This window comes from Curtobacterium sp. ZW137 (assembly GCF_003762905.1).
Taxonomy (GTDB): domain Bacteria; phylum Actinomycetota; class Actinomycetes; order Actinomycetales; family Microbacteriaceae; genus Curtobacterium.
In genome coordinates this window covers 93,927-109,930 of sequence record NZ_RJKS01000001.1, presented here as the reverse complement: position 1 = coordinate 109,930, position 16,004 = coordinate 93,927, and the positions used below count along the sequence as shown (strand labels likewise).

Below are 16,004 nucleotides of genomic sequence, written 5' to 3'. Positions count from 1 at the left end.
GTAACTCCGTGGAATGATCGTTCTCAGCGGCACCCGGGACGGGTGCCGGACGGATCGGAGCGGATCGACATGAGCAACGCAACTCTCGTTCGACACTCGCAGCGCCACCCGTTCAGCGAGGTGCGCGAAGCGCGTCACCAGCGCGCGCTGCAGATCAGCGCGGTCATCAGCGGCATCGCCGGTGTGACCGCCACCGCACTGGCACTCGTCACGATGGGACTCGGCGCATGAACATCGACGGCATCAGCACCGCCCACCGTGGCACCTGGTCCAAGCTCAACCGGCTGCACACCGCCACGATCGTGCTCCCGATGCACACGAAGCACATCGACGACGCGGACCGTCGCCCGGACCGCCCGACGCGCTAGGCGGGCTTCTTCGCCCGCGACGGCTGCACGCGCGGCGGCTCCCCCGGCATCTTCGGGAAGTCCGGCGGGAACGGCAGCTCGCCGAGCCCGTTCTCCAGGTCGCGCTCCCACCACGCCAGGAGCGGTGCGATCGAGCCCGCTTCCTGCCCCATCGACTCCCACGGGTCACCCGTGGTCCGCAGGCGCTCGGGCATCGTCAGGATCGTGAACGTCGTCGGGTCCGCGTCGCGGAGTTCCTCCCACCGGATCGGCGCCGAGACCGAGGCGTGCGGGAGCGCCCGCGGACTGTAGGCGCCGGCCATCGTGCGGTCCCGGTTCGCCTGGTTGAAGTCGACGAAGATGCGCTGCCCGCGCTCCTCCTTCCACCACGCGGTCGTCACCTGGTCCGGCATCCGCCGCTCGAGCTCCCGCGCCGCCGCGATCACCGCGTGCCGCACGTCGAGGAACTCGTGCTCGGGCCGGATCGGCGCGAAGACGTGCAGCCCGCGGTTGCCGCTGGTCTTGATCCACGCCGTCAGGCCGACCTCCTCGAGGACCTTCCGCAGCTCCTCGGCCGCCGGCACCGCGTCGTGGAAGTCCGTCCCCGGCTGCGGGTCGAGGTCGATGCGGAGCTGGTCCGGGTGGTCGCTGTCCTCGGCGCGGGAGGCCCACGGGTGGAAGACGACGGTGTTCATCTGCGCCGCCCACACCGCGACGGCCGGCTCGTCGAGCACGAGCTGCGGGTGTTTCCGGGCGCTCGGGTACGTCACCGTCACCGAACGGACGTAGTCGGGCGCGCCCTTCGGCGGGTTCTTCGAGAAGAACTGCTCACCGTCGACGCCGCCCGGGAACCGCTGCAGGGACACCGGACGGTCGCCGTTGGCGCGGACGAAGGCGTCGCCGACCTCGATGAGGTAGTTCGCGAGGTCGAGCTTCGTGATGCCGGCGTCCGGCCAGAGCACCCGCGACGGGCTCGACAGCCGGACCTCCCGGTCGCCGTCCGGGCCGGGTACGGTCAGCGTCGTCGCTTCGCTCGCCATGCAGCGGAACCTACTCCCGGCACCGGGGTGTCGGGCGTGCGGGGCAGGATGGGCGGGTGAGCGCGTACCTCGGAGTGGACCTGGCGTGGGGGCTCGGGACCGCGACGCGGCGACCGAACGAGACCGGGCTCGCAGCGCTCGACACCGACGGGCGGGTGCTCGACGCGGGGTGGGCCCGCGGTGTCGACGAGGTCACCGACTGGATCGCGCAGCACCTCGGCCCGCGCACGCTCATCGGCGTCGACGCGTCGTTGGTCGTGACGAACCCGACCGGCATCCGCGAAGCGGAGCGGCAGGTCGGACAGCGCTACGGCCGGTGGAAGGTCGCGGCGAACCCGACGAACCTCGCCTCCGCGGCGAGCGCCGGCGCCCAGCTGCTCGACCGGCTGACCGCGCTCGGCGTCGGGTACGTCAGCGACACCGCGGCGATGCGGGAGCGCCGGCGGCCGGTGGTCTTCGAGTGCTACCCGTACACGACCCTCGTGGGCGTCGAGGAGCTCGGCTACGACGACGAGCGTCCCCGCTACAAGCGCCTCGACACGAGCATCCCGCCAGCGACGGCCAGGGCTCGTCGCGCGGTGGCGTTCGACGACCTCGTCCGGCGCCTCCGGGAGACGCCGCTCGACCCGCCCCTCCACCTCGACGCGCACCCGCTGACCGCTGCGCTCCGAGATCCTTCGGTGCTGCACGGCCCCACGCACAAGCACCGGGAGGACCTGCTGGACGGCGTCCTGTGTGCCTGGACCGCCACGTTCTGGGACCGGCACGGCGACGAGCGCGTGCAGATCCTGGGCGGTGATCCGAGCCTCCCGTCCGATCCGCTCGACGAGGCGGGCCGCACGCCCGTCGTCGTGACACCGGCCCGCGGGTCGCAGCGGCGGCCCCGCGGCTAGGGTTGAGCGTGTGACGAGGACCTCCGAACCCCTGCGCATCGGGCTGGTCTCGCTGCACACCTCCCCCGGCGACGAACCCGGGTCCGGTGAGGTCGGCGGCATGAACGTCGTCGTCCGGCACCAGGCCGAAGCACTCGCCGACCGCGGCCACCACGTCGAGATCATCACGCGGCGGTCGGCGCCGACGCAGCCGGACTCGGTGTCCCTCGTGCCGGGCGTCTGCCTGCGGTTCCTGTCCGCCGGTCCCGCCGAGACGGTCCCCAAGGGCGAGCACGACGCGTTCATCGAACCGTTCCGCAACGAACTCGCGGCGCTCGGCCCGTTCGACGTCCTGCACTCGCACCACTGGTTCTCCGGCGCCGCGGCCCTGCCCGTCGCCCGGCAGCGCGGCATCCCGCACGTGCAGTCCTTCCACTCCATCGCCGCCGACTCCGCGTCGCCGCTGTCCGAGGGCGAGCGCCCCGAATCGGCCGGCCGGATGGCGGGCGAGTCGACGCTCGCGCGCGACTCGGACGCGGTCGTCGTGGTCAGCGAGGCCGAGGCGGAGACCGTCCGCTCACGGCTCGGCGGCGACCCGTCCCGCGTCTGGATCGTCCCGCCGGGAGTCGACGGGTCCGTCTTCCGCCCGGCGCCGCCGGACGCGCGCCGGGCCGACGTGCCCTACGTCGTCGCAGCGGCGCGCGTGCAGCCGTTGAAGGGGCTCGACCTGGCGATCGAGGCCATCGCCGGCATCTCCCGGGAGGCCCGCCCCACCCTCGTCATCGCCGGCGACTCCTCGAGCGAGGCCGGTGACTACGTCGCCGAACTGCGTCGGCTCGCCGCCGAGCACGGCGTGGCCGACCGCGTGACCTTCATCGGTCCGCAGTCGCGTGCGGACCTGGCGTTCCTGTTCCGTGGCGCCGCTGCGGTGCTCGTCCCGTCGCACTCGGAGACCTACGGGCTCGTCGCGCTGGAGGGCTCCGCTTCCGGGGTGCCCGTCGTGGCCGCCGCTGCCGGTGGCCTCCGGGAAGCGGTGCTCGACGGCGAGACCGGCGTCGTGCTCGAGTCCCGCGCGCCCGCGGTGTGGGCGGCGGAGATCGAGCGGATCCTCACGGAGCCCTCGTACGCCGCGGCGCTGTCGGCAGCCGGGCGGGAGCACGCCGAGCGGTTGAGCTGGGAGCGTTCGGCCGGCGGACTCGAGCAGGTGTACCGCCGGGTGCTCGGGCGCGCGTGATGGGTGCTGCCGCGCCGCTCCTGCCGCGAGACACCGCCGTCCGCTCGAGACGCCGCCCCCTTCCGCGGCGTCTCGCGGGCACGAGGGCGTTTCGCGGAGGCGGAGGCGGACGCGGACGCGGAGGTGTGGCGTGACACCGCTCGACGCGTTCTGGGCGGCGCTCGATGCCGTCCCGGTCGCGGACGATGCGGAGGCCCTGTACGACCCGAGCACGGCGGAGGGGTCACTGCTGCGGACGAACCTGGCGCGGTACCTCGACGCCGTCGGACCGGGCGCGGACACGCTGCTCGTCGCCGAGGCTCCCGGGTGGCGCGGCATGACGAACACCGGAGTGCCGTTCACCAGCGTCCGCGAGCTCGGGCCGGAGTACCTCGTGCCGCCGGCGCCGACCGCCCCCTGGGAGGCCTCGTCGCGCATCGTGCACGCTGCGCTCGCGACCTGGTCGGGGCCGCTCCCCGTGGCGTGGGCGATCTTCCCGCACCACCCGTTCGTCGCCGGTGACCGGCTGACGAACCGGACGCCGCGCCCGTCGGAGGTCCGCGACGGAGCGCCGGTCGCGCTGGCGCTCGTGGCTGCGCTCGGGGTGTCCCGCGTGGTCGCCGTCGGGCGGAAGGCGCAGGGTGCGTTGGCGTCCGCGGGCATAAACGCGATCGCGGTGCGGCACCCGGCCCAGGGCGGAGCGCGGCAGTTCACGGAGCAGCTGGCGGCGCTGTCGCGCTGACGGCTGGAGTGGGCCGGACCGGGCGGCTGGCCTGGCAGCGGCGGGCGGCTGGCCTGGCAGCGGCGGGCGTCAGGCGGACTGGATGTCGACGCCCTTCGCGGCGAGCGCCTCGGCCACGTGGGCGGGCAGGCGTGTGGCGACGTACACGGTGTGCAGCGCCGGCAGGTCGATCACGTCGTCCCAGTTCTGCGGGTCGTAGCGGTCGTCCGAGCCCTCCCAGCCGGGGTGCACGTCCTGCAGGATCTCGAGCGCGGAGTCGACCGTGACCTCGGTGACGAGCGACAGATGCGACGGCAGGAGGTCGAGGTCGTCGTAGTACTCGCGGGCCCGGTCGTCCTGCCCTTCGACGTCGAGGTCCTCGTCGGTCTCGTCGGCGGAGTCCCCGTCGTACGGCTCGATCACGTCGAGGTCGTAGCAGAGCACGTCGAGGACGAGCAGCTTCGCGTTGAAGTCCGCGAACTCGACTGGTTCTTCGGTGGTGTTCGACTCGTCGTACATGCAGCGGATGCTATCCGTGCTGATCGCGGCGCGACCGGTTTCCGGCAGGACACGGACAGGTTGCGATCGACGGGGAGAACCCTGAGAAGCCGGACAGGGAAGCGTGCTTGGTGGAGGGTGGTGCATGACCACCATCAAGACCGATCGGCCGGACACGGAGCAGCCCGAGCTCCGCCGGGTCATCGGACCCAAGCTCCTGTTGCTCTTCATCGTCGGGGACATCCTCGGCACGGGCGTCTACGCCCTCACGGGTCAGGTCGCGGCCGAGGTCGGCGGAGCAGCGTGGCTCCCCTTCCTCATCGCCTTCGCGGTCGCCCTGCTCACGGCGTTCTCCTACCTGGAGCTCGTCACGAAGTACCCGCAGACCGCCGGTGCTGCGCTCTACGTGCACAAGGCGTTCGGGATCCACTTCGTCACGTTCATCGTCACCTTCATCGTGATGTGCTCCGGGATCACGTCGGCGTCGACGGCCTCCAGGGCCTTCGCCGCGAACCTCGGCGCCGGCTTCGGCCTCGAACTGCCGAACGCCGTCGTGATGCTCATCGCGATGGGCTTCATGCTCGCGGTGATGGCGATCAACTTCCGTGGCGTCAGCGAGAGCGTGAAGACGAACGTCGTGCTGACGCTCGTCGAGCTGAGCGGCCTGGTGATGGTGATCCTCATCGGCTTCTGGGCGATCGCCGGCGGCAACGCGGACTTCTCTCGTGTGGTGATGTTCGAGACCCCGGAGGAGAAGAGCCTGCTGCTCTCGGTGTCCACCGCGACGTCGCTGGCATTCTTCGCGATGGTCGGCTTCGAGGACTCGGTGAACATGGCCGAGGAGACGAAGGACCCGTCCCGGATCTTCCCGAAGGTGATGCTGACGGGCCTCGGCATCACGGCCGTGATCTACGTGCTGGTGTCCATCTGCGCCGTCGCCGTCGTACCGATCGGTGAGCTCGCCGGCAACGAGACGCCGCTGGTCACCGTGGTGCAGACCGCGGCGCCGGACTTCCCGATCGCCGACCTGCTGCCCTTCATCTCGATGTTCGCCGTCGCCAACACCGCCCTGATCAACATGATGATGGCGTCCCGGTTGCTGTACGGCATGAGCAAGCAGGGCGTCCTGCCCGGGTTCCTCGGCAAGGTGTCCCGCACCCGCCGCACCCCGTCCACCGCCATCGTCTTCACCACGCTCATCTCGCTCGCGCTGATCGGCTGGGTGTCGCTCAGCCCGGACTCCCCCATCGTGGTCGTCCTCGGCGGCACGACGTCGCTGCTGCTGCTGTCGGTGTTCGCGGTCGTGAACCTGGCCGTGCTGGTGCTCCGCCGGGACAAGGTCGACCACCGGCACTTCAAGGCCGGCGTGGTGATCCCGGTCATCGGCGTCGTCACCTGCCTGTGGCTGGTGCTGCCGTTCTCGTCCGGGCGGGACATCGAGCAGTACCAGATCGCCGGCGCGCTGCTGGCGCTCGGGATCCTGCTGTGGATCGTCACGTGGTTCACCCACGGCCGGAAGCAGACCGCCGAGAAGGCGCCGACCGGCCTGGTCACGGAACCGACGAAGGTGGTGCACGAAGAGGAGCACAAGCGCTGACCCCGCCCGCCACGCCCCGGATTGGGGCATGGCGGGTGCTGCGCTTCCCAGCGACTCCTCGTACCCTCGTTCTGGCACCCCGGACGAGAGGACCCGTGCATGCACCGCGTCGGCATCACCCTGGCGTCCGTGTTCGGCGCCGGCATCGTGGCCGTCGGGATCGGCGTCGTGGTCCTGGTCGTCATCGCGGTGAACTCGCTCTCCGGGATCACCGGCTCGGCGTCCACGCCGAGGGCCGTGACGTGTCCGTCGGCTGCGTCGAAGACCGTCGGCGGGATCGTCGTCCCCGAGGGCCCGGTCGCCGGCTACTGCCAGGACCGCCTGGTGAACGCCGCGTCCGTGATCGAGGCCGCCGAGGCGCTCGGCATCGGCCCGCACACCCAGGCCGTCGGCGTGATGACCGCGATCGGTGAGTCCGGTCTGGTGAACCTCGACCACGGGGACGCCGCCGGCCCGGACAGCCGCGGGCTCTTCCAGCAGCGTGACAACGGCGCGTGGGGCACGTACGCGCAGCGGATGGACCCGTACACCGCGGCGTCGATGTTCTACGCGAAGCTCGTGAAGACCCCGGGGTGGAAGACGATGACCCCGACGCAGATGGCCCACGCCGTCCAGGTGAACGCCGACCCCGACCACTACGCGAAGTTCTGGCCCACCGCGAAGCAGGTCGTCGAGGGCCTGACCGGGGAGACGGTCCCCGACACGGCGCCACAGGGCTAGTCGGTACAGGGCCAGTCGGTACGGGGCTCGTCGGTACAGGGACAGTCGGTACGGGGACAGCACCTCACGCCACCGCCTCGGTGACCTCGTCCTCGTCGAACTCGATCATCGCGGCACCCGCGTCGTGCACCACCACCTGACCGCGGAGCCGCACGTGGTGCTCGTCGAGGACGCACGCCATCGCGTCGACCCACTCCCAGTCGACCGGGTACAACGCCGTGGCGCCCGGTCGTTCCCAGGCGAGCACCACGTCGGCCGCGTCGACCTGTTCGACGACGTCGGCGACGAGCGCGCCGAAGTCCTCGACGTGGTCGTCGGGTTGGTAGGGCAGGTCCGCGATGGGGATCACGAGGCGGATCGGGATGGCGTCGGCGCCGATGAACAGCACCCAGCACTGTCGTCGGAACGGACGTTCGATGAGTGCGACGACGAGGTCTACGACGTCGTCATCGGTACGGACTGCGGTCTGCTCGAGTCGGTCGAGCACGTCGGTGTCTGGCATGCCCCAACGCTCGCGGAACAGCTCCCCCGACACCGGCGACCATCACGATCCGTGCACAACGCGGTGCCTGGACCGCCCTGTGGAGGAACGGCCTAGATCCCGTGCGTGATGGCGCTGTCCACGAGCAGCAGCGCCGCGAAGAAGGCCGCCAACACGGCGACGAGCCCCACCGCCGCGATCGGCCACGCGACGTGCCGCCGCACGAGCCGGAGCACCGAGAACACGATCGTCAGCACCAGGACCAGCGCCACGACGATCGGCCCCGCGTAGACCACCGTGCCGCCGAGCGTCTCGTCGCACCGGTTCCCGGGAGCGATGCACGAGTGGAACCCGAGCGAGAGGAACACGATCCCCCACCCCGCGAGGACCGCAGCCGCCGTCGCCGTCGTGAGCAGGGCGATGGTGGCGACCATGTCCGCGACGCGACGGCCGCCGACCAGCGGGTGCCGAGCCTCCCGTCCGGGGACGGAGGATGCAGGGTCCGCCACCCGCGCGTCCATCAGGGACGCCGAGTGCCGCCGCGCGTGGACCACAGTGCGGCGGCGATGAGGAGGGGCTGCCCGAACAGCCGGGCGATGCGCTTCTCGTCGGAGTCGAGCCCGAAGGCGCTCCGGCGGTTCAGCCACTGCGAGACGTTGCCGGGGAAGACCGCCACGAAGAACAGTGCGGCGACCGTGCCGACGAACCGCCGACGCCGCGACGCGAACACCAGCGCCGACCCGAGGCCGATCTCCGCGACGCCGGATGCCAGCACCGTGGTGTCGGTGTCGAGCGGGACGAACTCCGGGACCTGGGCGCGGAAGTCCTGCCGCGCGAAGGAGAGGTGGCTCGTGCCGGCGAAGACCAGCGCGAGCCCGAGCAGGACACGGACGAACGAACGCATGCCACCAGCATGCCCGGACACGTCGACCTCGGTTCCGCGGTGCCCCTCGAACCGGCGTCTCCCGGACATCGCTGCGCCTCGGTAGGTTCGGATCATGGCAGTCCGGACGCGTGACCAGGAGCCGCCGGCCGCTCCGGCGTTCGTGGCGGTCCTCCTCGGCTGCATCGCGCTGTACCTCGGGCTCGTGATCCCCTCGGAGTCGATGGTCCGGCACGTGGTCCTCGCCGTCGTGTTCGGCGTGGTCGGGCTGCTCAGCGGGTGGCGCGCGATCGCGATCTCCGGCCGCCGACGGGCACCTCGTGCGTGGGCGTGGGTCGGCATCGTGCTCGGCGGGATCGGCCTCGTGGCGCTGCTCTACCAGGTGCTCTTCATGGCGACCGGGGGCGCGCTGCCGGCGCCGTTCTGGTCGCCGTACGCGACGCACTGACGCACTGCGGATGCCCGGACGGCGTTCCGGCGGCGGGTTCGGGTTCGGGTGCGTCTGCATCGTTCGACACCGCGGGCGTCGATCGACTCGTGCGGTGTCGAAGAAGTGCTGCCGTGCGGACGCGCCGCCGCAGCGCGCCGCGCCGCCGCCGCGCGCGCGAGCCCCCCGAGGTGCAGAGTGGTCCGCATGGCAACGACGCCCCGAGCCACCCTGTTCCGCCGCAAGCCGATCGAGGAGATCGACGACGCCACCGGCGGTGAGGACGGCCTCAAACGCCACCTCGGCCTCTGGCAGCTCACCGCGATCGGCATCGGCGGCATCATCGGCGCCGGCATCTTCACCCTCGCCGGCACGGTCGCCCACGGCGTCGCCGGCCCCGCCGTCCTCATCTCCTTCCTCGTCGCCGGGGTCGCCAGCGCCGCCGCAGCCCTGTCGTACGCCGAGTTCGCCGGCCTCATCCCCAAGGCCGGCAGCGCGTACACGTACGGCTACGCGGTGCTCGGCGAGATCGTCGGGTGGTTCATCGGCTGGGACCTGCTGCTCGAGTACACCGCGATCGTGGCGGTGGTCGCGATCGGCATCTCCGGCTACGTCGGGTTCCTGGTGGGCCAGTTCGGCATCGACCTGCCCGCGTGGATGCTCGGCGCGCCGGGCACCGGGGACGGCCACGTGCTCGACGTCTTCGCGATCATCCTGTGCCTGCTGACCGCGTTCGTCCTCACCCGCGGGATCCGGAGCGCCGCCCGCTTCGAGTTCGTCGCCGTCGGCATCAAGGTCACCCTCGTGGTGCTCATCGTGGTGCTCGGCGTGTTCCACATCAACAGCGCCAACTACGACCCGTACTTCCCGTTCGGCTTCGGCGGCGTGATGACGGGTGCCGCGACGGTGTTCTTCGCGGTGTTCGGCTACGACGCGATGTCGACGGCGGCCGAGGAGTCGATCGACGCCCGGAAGCACATGCCGAAGGCGATCCTGCTGTCCCTGGCGATCTCGATGGTGCTCTACGTCCTCGCGACGATCGTCCTGACGGGCATGCAGAAGTACACCGACATCGACCCGGCGTCGGGCTTCTCGTCCGCGTTCGCGTCGGTCGGCCTCGGCGGCGTCGCGAACATCATCGCCATCGGCGCGATCGTCGGCATCGTGACGGTGCTCGTCACGTTCATGCTCGGCGCCTCGCGCGTCTGGTTCTCGATGAGCCGTGACGGCCTGATGCCGAAGTGGTTCTCGAAGACCGACCCGAAGCGGCACGTGCCGACCCGGGTGACGTGGATCCTCGGCATCGCGTCGGCGGTCCTGGCGGGTGTGCTGCCGATCGGCGTCGTCGCGGAGCTGACGAACATCGGCATCCTGCTCGCGTTCGTGGTCGTCTGCACCGCGGTGATCGTGCTCCGCTACACGCAGCCGGACCTGCCGCGGCAGTTCAAGCTCCCGTTCATGCCGATCATCCCGATCATCGGTGTGATCGCGTCGCTCTGGCTCGTCACGTTCCTGCAGTGGGAGACGTGGGTGCGGTTCGCGGTGTGGTTCGCGATCGGCCTCGGCGTGTACTTCGGGTACTCCCGGAAGCACAGCAAGCTGGCCGGGTCCGGCGGTTCTACTCCCCTGCAGTCCGCAATTGGTCCGCAGAATCCTCCGAAGAGGTCATGAGGGACGCGGCAGCTGCACGAGTGCGGTCCGCGGCATCCGGCCACAAGTGCGCGTAGACCTCGAGCGTGATGGACGGTGAGCTGTGCCCCATCGCCTTGGCGACCGCCACGGCGTCGAGTCCTGCCCGGATCAGTCCCGAGGCGTAATGGTGCCGCAGATCGTGGGGCGTGACACCCGTGACGCCCGCAGCACGGCATGCGTTCACGAAGTAGTGCCGAAGCGCTGTGGGCGACGGTGGACGACCGAAGAACCAACCGTCGTCGCCGTGCACGCCGATCGTCTCGACATGCCGGGAGAGGCGCAGCAGGAGCTCGTCAGGCACGGGGACCACACGCTCGGAGCCATGCTTCGGTGGCAGTACGTCCAGGTGGCCGACGCGGTTCTGCACCTGCCGTTGCACGTGGATACTGCGACCCGACAGGAACCCGACGTCACCGACCTGCAGGCCAGCCGCCTCACCGATCCTCAGCCCGGCGTAAGCCATGACGTCGACCAGCGAGCGGTAAGCAGGTTCGAGCTCATCCCGAATCGCGGTCACCTCGGCACTCGTCGGGATCCGCATCGCGTGCTCGGCCTTCCGGATGGCCGGCAGCTTCACGCCCTCGAGAGGATCCTGCGCAAGCCGTCGATCGAGGACAGCCGCATGAAGCACGATCCTGACGTACCGGACACGTGTCTTCACGGTCGATGCAGCAAGCGTGCTCGCGAGCGCCTTCACGTAGGACTCACCGTGCGAGCGCTTCAGCTTGCCGAACGGGACATCAGCAAACGTGCAACCCGACAGAGCGCGGTCAGCGAGGCGTCGAGTTCCCTCGGCCCACAATTGATGCTCCACCCACTCGCGGTAGAACTCAGCGAGCGTCATGCGCTGTGCGGCCGGTGCGACGTACGTCCCAGTCAGGCGAGAGGACGCCACCTCGTCGAGCCAGGCCTGCCCGTCGCGCTTCAGCTTGAAGTGGCGTGCGTGCTCCTTGCCGTCGTCGTCGCGATAGCGAGCGCGCCAGGTGCCGTTAGTCCTCTGCTTCAGGCTTGCCATTGGGGTATTCCTTCGCGATGGTCGCGTTGTATTGCTCGATCCATGCGCCGTTGGAACCGCCCGACACCTGGCCGATGTTCTCCTCATCGCCCCGGTCGCGTTGACGATGCTGGCGCACGATGTCTTCGACTGTGGTCGACAGCCATCCCCCGGCGTTGTAGTGACGGTTGGTGGGGCGCTCCGGTAGGAACTCTTCGGTTAGAGCGAGGTTGAAACGAGCCTGCTCGAACCGGTCGATTGCGGCATCTATCTCTTGAGCCGCCTGGCTGCACTCGCGCATCCATGCCTCGATCTTGGCTTCACCCTCGTCGGCCGTGAAGTTGAAGAAGGGCTGGTTCAGCACCTCCGCGGCGGCCTGCGCCTCGGAGAGCCGCAGCGGGCGCTCACCCTTCTCGATGCTCCAGACGGTCGCTTGTGACCACCGGAACCCCCGGGCGCGCATCAGATCCGCAACCTCCTTCTGCGAGAGGTCGCCCCGGGCACGCGCGAAGTTCCGGCCGATCTGTACGTCGTCAACACTCACGTGAGCGACTGTAGTCGAAAGCTAGTTGAAGTCAACACGCGGGAAATCTAGTTGCGATCGACTAGCATCGGTGGTGTACTGAGTTTGCAAGTCGCCGACGACTAGGGAAGGACAACCCCATGGCGAATCGAATCAACACCATCGCCGAGACAGCTCCGCAGCTCCGGAAGACGACGGCGGCTACCCGCTGGTACCTCCGTCAGCCGAACTGCCCGCTCAAGACCGTGCGCATGGGCTCCCGCATCTACGTCACGCAGGACAGCATCGACGCCCTGCTGTCTGGGGACCTCGCGGAAGCCTCATGACCATCACAACGAAGAACGCCCCCGACACGAGCGGCAACTCGGTCGAGGGCAACGATCACAACACCCCAGCTGGAGATCTCATGAACACGCAGGACGCTACCACCATGCACCGGACCACCGACAGTGGGCCTGGTGCATCCCTCAAGATGCTGCGTGAGTCGCACGGCATCGGCATCGAGCACGTCGCCGCGCTCTCGGGTACGGGCATCAACTACCTCAAGCGCGTCGAGGATGGCCTGCTCACCCCGGCGAACACCTTCGTCGCGCGTGTCACCTACGCGATCTGCAGGCTCATGAAGGCACCGAAGCCGCCATGCCCCAAGGTCGGATGCCTGGGCGTCAACCACCGCCCGACCGAAGACGAAGACGACGGCTGGCACACCGCGCACGAGAACAGCGGCGACGAGTGGGAGATCACCGTCGACTGGTTCAAGGACCAGGACACCCAGTGGAAGGTCTACGGACACCTCAAGGACGAGCAGACCGAGCTCACCGAAGACAAGGTGCAGGGGTTCCACGAGGCATGGCAGCGTGCCCGCGCGTACGCCCGCACGCTGAACCGCTCCGGCTACGTGAACGAGGTGCGCTGATGACCGACGAACAGACCAGCAAGTTCCAGATGCTCGCTGCTCACATCGATGACCAGCACGACCGCTGGGGCATGGACGGGGTGATGAGTGGACCCGAACCGCTGTACTGGATCCTCGGCATCCTCCACGAAGCATCGCAGCAGCCCTCGATCGACGGCGCGCGACTGATCGAGGAGATCTTCGAGCAGATGTCGCTCAACTTCTCCGTCGGCTTCGACTTCAACTCGTTCTACAAGCGCATGGAGAGCGAGCGAGCATCTCTCTCGACGTACAAGCCGAGCGTCGAAGACCCGACCGACCAGCGAGACACCGAGCAGCGCATCGCCGCCATCAGCAACGCGCACGACGCATCACCGCCGCCCACCCTCGACATTCCGAACTGACCCACCCGCGAGGGGTGTAGGTACACCCGACACCCCTCGCCTCCACCCGAAGGAGGTGGCGATGACCTGGACCCGACTCGACGACAGGTGGTCCGAACAACCCATGTTCGAGGACATGAGCTTCGAGGACCGGTGGCACTACCTGGCCATGATCCAACGCTGCAGCCGCGCCGAAGCGTACGACGGCGTGATCCGAGCCGTCGACGCCCGACGATGCTCCGATCACCCCGACCCCGCCGGCGCACTCGCACGACTCGTCGAAGCACACCTGATCGAGATCGTGAGCGGTGGCAAGTACCGCGTCGTGCACATCGACGACCACACCCCGCCGCCCAGCTTCCGCAAGAAGACCGAGGCCGATCGCGACCGCCAGCGACGCAAGCGAGCCCACGACAACGACGACCACCACCTGTGCAAGGCCGACGCCGACTGTCGTGTCACGCCGACTGTCACGCGTGACATCGCGCGTGACGTCAGGACAGGACAGGACAGGACAGGCCGGGACGAAGTGAAGAAGATCACGCCCACGAACGAGTGGCCTGTGGTGCACATCAGCAAGGCCCCGGTGTGCGAGGTGTGCATGGAACCGATGTCGACGGACGCTGCGTTGACGATCTGCGAGACGGATGATGAGCGTCACGACGACGCACGGATGAGGAGCGCATCATGACGCACGCTGAAGAGGCCGCTCGGTTGGCGAAGAAGGTTGAGAAGGACAACCCGGCGATGGCAGGTGTGATCCACGCGCTCCTCGCGCTCGCCGAGGGTTCGGCCGGCGGTGACGCGTGGCACAAGCTCGATGACTTCGATGACCTCCCGGACCAGCTCGGACAGGACTACGTGTTCGAGACGGCGGACGGCGGCCAGGTGAAGTGGCGGTTGAGTGCGGACAATCCGTCGAGCATTCACCAGCTTGTGTGGCCGGACGGGTCAAACGTCTGGAAGGACCTAAACGATGCTGTCGACGAGTACACGGGGTGGCGTTTCGCATGATCTGCCTGGAGTCCGTTGGAACTCACGTCTGCGACCTCGAAGCGGGGCACACCGGACTTCATGAGGACGGCCCCGAGGGGACCGCCTTCTTGTGGGGCTACGAGAACGCATGAGCCTCGCCACCACTCCCCTCACTGAGACAACGACAACTCCGCACGCGCCGCGTGTGCCCGAAGGAGAAGAAGTGACCAATTTGACCCCTGATGAAACCGAACCGGAAGTTCTGCTGTCATTCGCCGCTGCGCGCGCTCGTCAGCGGCTCAACGACGCGGCTGGCCTCATCGCTTACGTTCGAACGCTCGTCGCACCGTCAGGTGTCCAACGCAGCGACGGGCTGCCCCGCCCTGCGTCGAAGGACGCACCCGCACCCCTCAGAGTCAACGCGGTCGACGCGGCGGACAGTGCCTACGCGCAGCTCGTGAACTGGGTTGGCTACTGGTCGGAGACACTGCACCTCTCGCCTCCGGTGACTGCAACCTACGCATGGTCAAACGCCCGAGAGGTGCAAGGCTTCCGTGGCGGCGTCACCCCCGAAGGTGCAGGCATGCTCGTCAAGAACCTCACTGTTTGGCTACTGACGCATCAGGACAAGATCGAACGCCACGAGTACGCCGGCAGCTACTTCGATGACGGCGCCGCGATCATCTGGGACCTCCGGAAAAAGTTCCCCCGCTCAGGACGCGGCACACGCCCCGTGTTCCCAAGGTCCTGCCCCGTGTGCGACAGCCCGTCGATGGGCGTCGAGTGGCAATCGGAACAGCTCACCGACTTCACACTGATCTGTGCGTACTGCGGGTTCGAAGGCAGCACCGTCGCCCTACTCAAAGACCCGCATGTGAGTGAGCTCATGCGAGACATGCGCGTTGAGGACACTCCTGAAACGACATCCTGGTGGACGAAGAAGCAGGCGGTGCGGGAGATGCGCCTGACACCGCAGACGCTGAACCGCTACATCCAGCACGACGGCCTCGCCACGCATACTGCGGATGGCACCGTCTACGTCAACGCTGACCAGTTGCGCGAGCTGTGGCGGGCCAAGCGGTCGCGAGACAAGGCAAACCGGGCGATCGCGACCCCCGATACCCTGCGAGCATGAGCGAACAGGACGGCTTCGAGAACGCCGCGCGGCAGTACTGGGTGAAACTTGTCCTCCGCCTACAGGACGGAGGCATCGCCGCGGTCAAGGAAGCACTGAGGGGCATCGACCGCGAGCTGCTCGAAGACATCGTGCTTATCCATGCGATGGACATCGCCGTGCAGTCAGTACCCGCCACGCCGAAATCTCCGGAATAGCGCGGGTGTTCATTCCCGGGCTATACTGTCCGTGACACCGCATGCCCGCCTGACAGAAGTTCGGCGGGCATTACTCTTCCCTCGGTCATCCCGCATGATCGAGGGATACGCGCCTCTAGCTCAGCGGAAGAGCAACGAGCTTCTACCTCGAAGGTCGGGAGTTCGAATCTCCCGGGGCGCTCTCACGAGCCAACGGATCACGCAGGAAGTCCCCGTACGTCACCTCAGCGCTGCGGCTGCCGAGCACATCATCGAGGCGAACCGTTGGCGGTTGCGGTTCCCAGCCTGCACGAAAGGGAGCGACGCTCGCCGGAGCAACGTCTTCCGTGCCCTCGTACGCAGACCTGGAGTCCTCAAGCGCCGGATCGTCGCCTGACGAGCGCAGTTCCCGTTCAGGAGTATTTCGTGTCA

Annotated in this window: 22 protein-coding genes, 1 tRNA gene and 1 pseudogene; 17 read left to right on the top strand and 7 right to left on the bottom strand. The window is 68.7% G+C overall.

What is annotated here, in order from left to right:
* Positions 1–69 precede the first annotated feature (69 nt).
* Together EDF55_RS18630 and EDF55_RS18625 are read left to right on the top strand one after the other, a co-directional pair.
* Positions 70–231, top strand: coding sequence for a hypothetical protein (locus EDF55_RS18630; RefSeq protein WP_165931497.1), 162 nt, complete (start codon positions 70–72; stop codon positions 229–231).
* Positions 228–368: a hypothetical protein gene (locus EDF55_RS18625; RefSeq protein ID WP_165931498.1), complete on the top strand. Its 141-nt coding sequence runs from the start codon at positions 228–230 to the stop codon at positions 366–368. Before EDF55_RS18630 ends, EDF55_RS18625 begins: the two co-directional genes overlap by 4 nt.
* Here the strand turns inward: EDF55_RS18625 and ligD are convergent.
* Positions 365–1,387 carry a non-homologous end-joining DNA ligase gene (gene ligD / locus EDF55_RS00530; protein WP_123653013.1) on the bottom strand — a complete coding sequence of 341 codons (1,023 nt, stop codon included), beginning with the start codon at positions 1,385–1,387 and terminating at the stop codon, positions 365–367. The genes EDF55_RS18625 and ligD overlap by 4 nt on opposite strands.
* A 56-nt stretch (positions 1,388–1,443) precedes the next feature.
* Between ligD and EDF55_RS00525 the strand changes: the two genes are divergently transcribed.
* The 3 genes from EDF55_RS00525 to EDF55_RS00515 all read left to right on the top strand — a co-directional run bounded on the left by EDF55_RS00525 (position 1,444) and on the right by EDF55_RS00515 (position 4,214).
* Positions 1,444–2,280, top strand: coding sequence for a DUF429 domain-containing protein (locus EDF55_RS00525; protein WP_123653012.1), 837 nt, complete (start codon positions 1,444–1,446; stop codon positions 2,278–2,280).
* Positions 2,281–2,290: 10 nt separating this feature from the next.
* A complete protein-coding gene (locus tag EDF55_RS00520; protein ID WP_123653011.1) occupies positions 2,291–3,493 on the top strand; it encodes a glycosyltransferase in 1,203 nt (400 codons plus the stop codon).
* Between the two features lie 130 nt (positions 3,494–3,623).
* Positions 3,624–4,214: a uracil-DNA glycosylase gene (locus EDF55_RS00515; RefSeq protein WP_123653010.1), complete on the top strand. Its 591-nt coding sequence runs from the start codon at positions 3,624–3,626 to the stop codon at positions 4,212–4,214.
* 69 nt (positions 4,215–4,283) lie between these two features.
* Here EDF55_RS00515 and EDF55_RS00510 read toward each other — a convergent pair whose 3' ends face one another.
* Positions 4,284–4,712 carry a DUF6892 domain-containing protein gene (locus tag EDF55_RS00510; RefSeq protein ID WP_123653009.1) on the bottom strand — a complete coding sequence of 143 codons (429 nt, stop codon included), beginning with the start codon at positions 4,710–4,712 and terminating at the stop codon, positions 4,284–4,286.
* Positions 4,713–4,836: 124 nt separating this feature from the next.
* Here EDF55_RS00510 and EDF55_RS00505 point away from each other — a divergent pair, with 124 nt between their 5' ends.
* Both EDF55_RS00505 and EDF55_RS00500 read left to right on the top strand, forming a co-directional pair.
* The gene (locus EDF55_RS00505; protein ID WP_123653008.1) at positions 4,837–6,288 is read left to right on the top strand and encodes an APC family permease; all 1,452 of its coding nucleotides are present in this window, start codon (positions 4,837–4,839) and stop codon (positions 6,286–6,288) included.
* A 99-nt stretch (positions 6,289–6,387) separates the two neighbouring features.
* On the top strand, positions 6,388–7,008 hold the full coding sequence (locus EDF55_RS00500) for a hypothetical protein (RefSeq protein WP_123653007.1): 621 nt from the start codon (positions 6,388–6,390) through the stop codon (positions 7,006–7,008).
* 64 nt (positions 7,009–7,072) lie between these two features.
* Here EDF55_RS00500 and EDF55_RS00495 read toward each other — a convergent pair whose 3' ends face one another.
* The 3 genes and pseudogenes from EDF55_RS00495 to EDF55_RS19035 form a co-directional block, all read right to left on the bottom strand.
* Positions 7,073–7,510 (bottom strand): hypothetical protein, encoded by a 438-nt coding sequence (locus EDF55_RS00495; RefSeq protein WP_123653006.1) that lies wholly within the window; start codon positions 7,508–7,510, stop codon positions 7,073–7,075.
* 92 nt (positions 7,511–7,602) lie between these two features.
* Positions 7,603–8,067: pseudogene (locus EDF55_RS00490) on the bottom strand (hypothetical protein); the annotation flags it as partial.
* Positions 8,010–8,393 carry a hypothetical protein gene (locus EDF55_RS19035; protein WP_123653004.1) on the bottom strand — a complete coding sequence of 128 codons (384 nt, stop codon included), beginning with the start codon at positions 8,391–8,393 and terminating at the stop codon, positions 8,010–8,012. The gene EDF55_RS19035 and the pseudogene EDF55_RS00490, both read right to left, overlap by 58 nt.
* A 94-nt stretch (positions 8,394–8,487) precedes the next feature.
* Between EDF55_RS19035 and EDF55_RS00480 the strand changes: the two genes are divergently transcribed.
* Together EDF55_RS00480 and EDF55_RS00475 are read left to right on the top strand one after the other, a co-directional pair.
* On the top strand, positions 8,488–8,820 hold the full coding sequence (locus EDF55_RS00480; RefSeq protein WP_123653003.1) for a hypothetical protein: 333 nt from the start codon (positions 8,488–8,490) through the stop codon (positions 8,818–8,820).
* A 186-nt stretch (positions 8,821–9,006) separates the two neighbouring features.
* On the top strand, positions 9,007–10,470 hold the full coding sequence (locus tag EDF55_RS00475) for an amino acid permease (protein WP_123653002.1): 1,464 nt from the start codon (positions 9,007–9,009) through the stop codon (positions 10,468–10,470).
* Here the strand turns inward: EDF55_RS00475 and EDF55_RS19030 are convergent.
* Positions 10,418–11,506, bottom strand: a complete 1,089-nt coding sequence (locus EDF55_RS19030; RefSeq protein WP_123653001.1) for a site-specific integrase — start codon at positions 11,504–11,506, stop codon at positions 10,418–10,420. The genes EDF55_RS00475 and EDF55_RS19030 overlap by 53 nt on opposite strands.
* Positions 11,481–12,029, bottom strand: a complete 549-nt coding sequence (locus tag EDF55_RS00465; protein WP_123653000.1) for a helix-turn-helix domain-containing protein — start codon at positions 12,027–12,029, stop codon at positions 11,481–11,483. The genes EDF55_RS19030 and EDF55_RS00465 overlap by 26 nt, the downstream gene beginning before the upstream one ends.
* A gap of 119 nt (positions 12,030–12,148) precedes the next feature.
* On the opposite strand from EDF55_RS00465, the gene EDF55_RS00460 reads away from it, so the two are divergent.
* The 8 genes from EDF55_RS00460 to EDF55_RS00425 all read left to right on the top strand — a co-directional run bounded on the left by EDF55_RS00460 (position 12,149) and on the right by EDF55_RS00425 (position 15,774).
* On the top strand, positions 12,149–12,334 hold the full coding sequence (locus EDF55_RS00460; protein WP_123652999.1) for a hypothetical protein: 186 nt from the start codon (positions 12,149–12,151) through the stop codon (positions 12,332–12,334).
* Complete coding sequence (locus EDF55_RS00455) at positions 12,331–12,924, top strand: helix-turn-helix domain-containing protein (protein WP_123652998.1); 594 nt, start codon at positions 12,331–12,333, stop codon at positions 12,922–12,924. Before EDF55_RS00460 ends, EDF55_RS00455 begins: the two co-directional genes overlap by 4 nt.
* Complete coding sequence (locus EDF55_RS00450) at positions 12,924–13,307, top strand: hypothetical protein (RefSeq protein ID WP_123652997.1); 384 nt, start codon at positions 12,924–12,926, stop codon at positions 13,305–13,307. The genes EDF55_RS00455 and EDF55_RS00450 overlap by 1 nt, the downstream gene beginning before the upstream one ends.
* A 61-nt stretch (positions 13,308–13,368) precedes the next feature.
* Positions 13,369–13,977 (top strand): hypothetical protein, encoded by a 609-nt coding sequence (locus EDF55_RS00445; RefSeq protein ID WP_123652996.1) that lies wholly within the window; start codon positions 13,369–13,371, stop codon positions 13,975–13,977.
* Complete coding sequence (locus tag EDF55_RS00440; RefSeq protein WP_123652995.1) at positions 13,974–14,300, top strand: hypothetical protein; 327 nt, start codon at positions 13,974–13,976, stop codon at positions 14,298–14,300. Before EDF55_RS00445 ends, EDF55_RS00440 begins: the two co-directional genes overlap by 4 nt.
* A 109-nt stretch (positions 14,301–14,409) precedes the next feature.
* Positions 14,410–15,396, top strand: coding sequence for a hypothetical protein (locus EDF55_RS00435; protein ID WP_123652994.1), 987 nt, complete (start codon positions 14,410–14,412; stop codon positions 15,394–15,396).
* Positions 15,393–15,593 carry a hypothetical protein gene (locus EDF55_RS00430; RefSeq protein ID WP_123652993.1) on the top strand — a complete coding sequence of 67 codons (201 nt, stop codon included), beginning with the start codon at positions 15,393–15,395 and terminating at the stop codon, positions 15,591–15,593. The genes EDF55_RS00435 and EDF55_RS00430 overlap by 4 nt, the downstream gene beginning before the upstream one ends.
* Positions 15,594–15,702: 109 nt before the next feature.
* Positions 15,703–15,774, top strand: a tRNA-Arg gene (locus EDF55_RS00425).
* Positions 15,775–16,004: the final 230 nt, after the last annotated feature.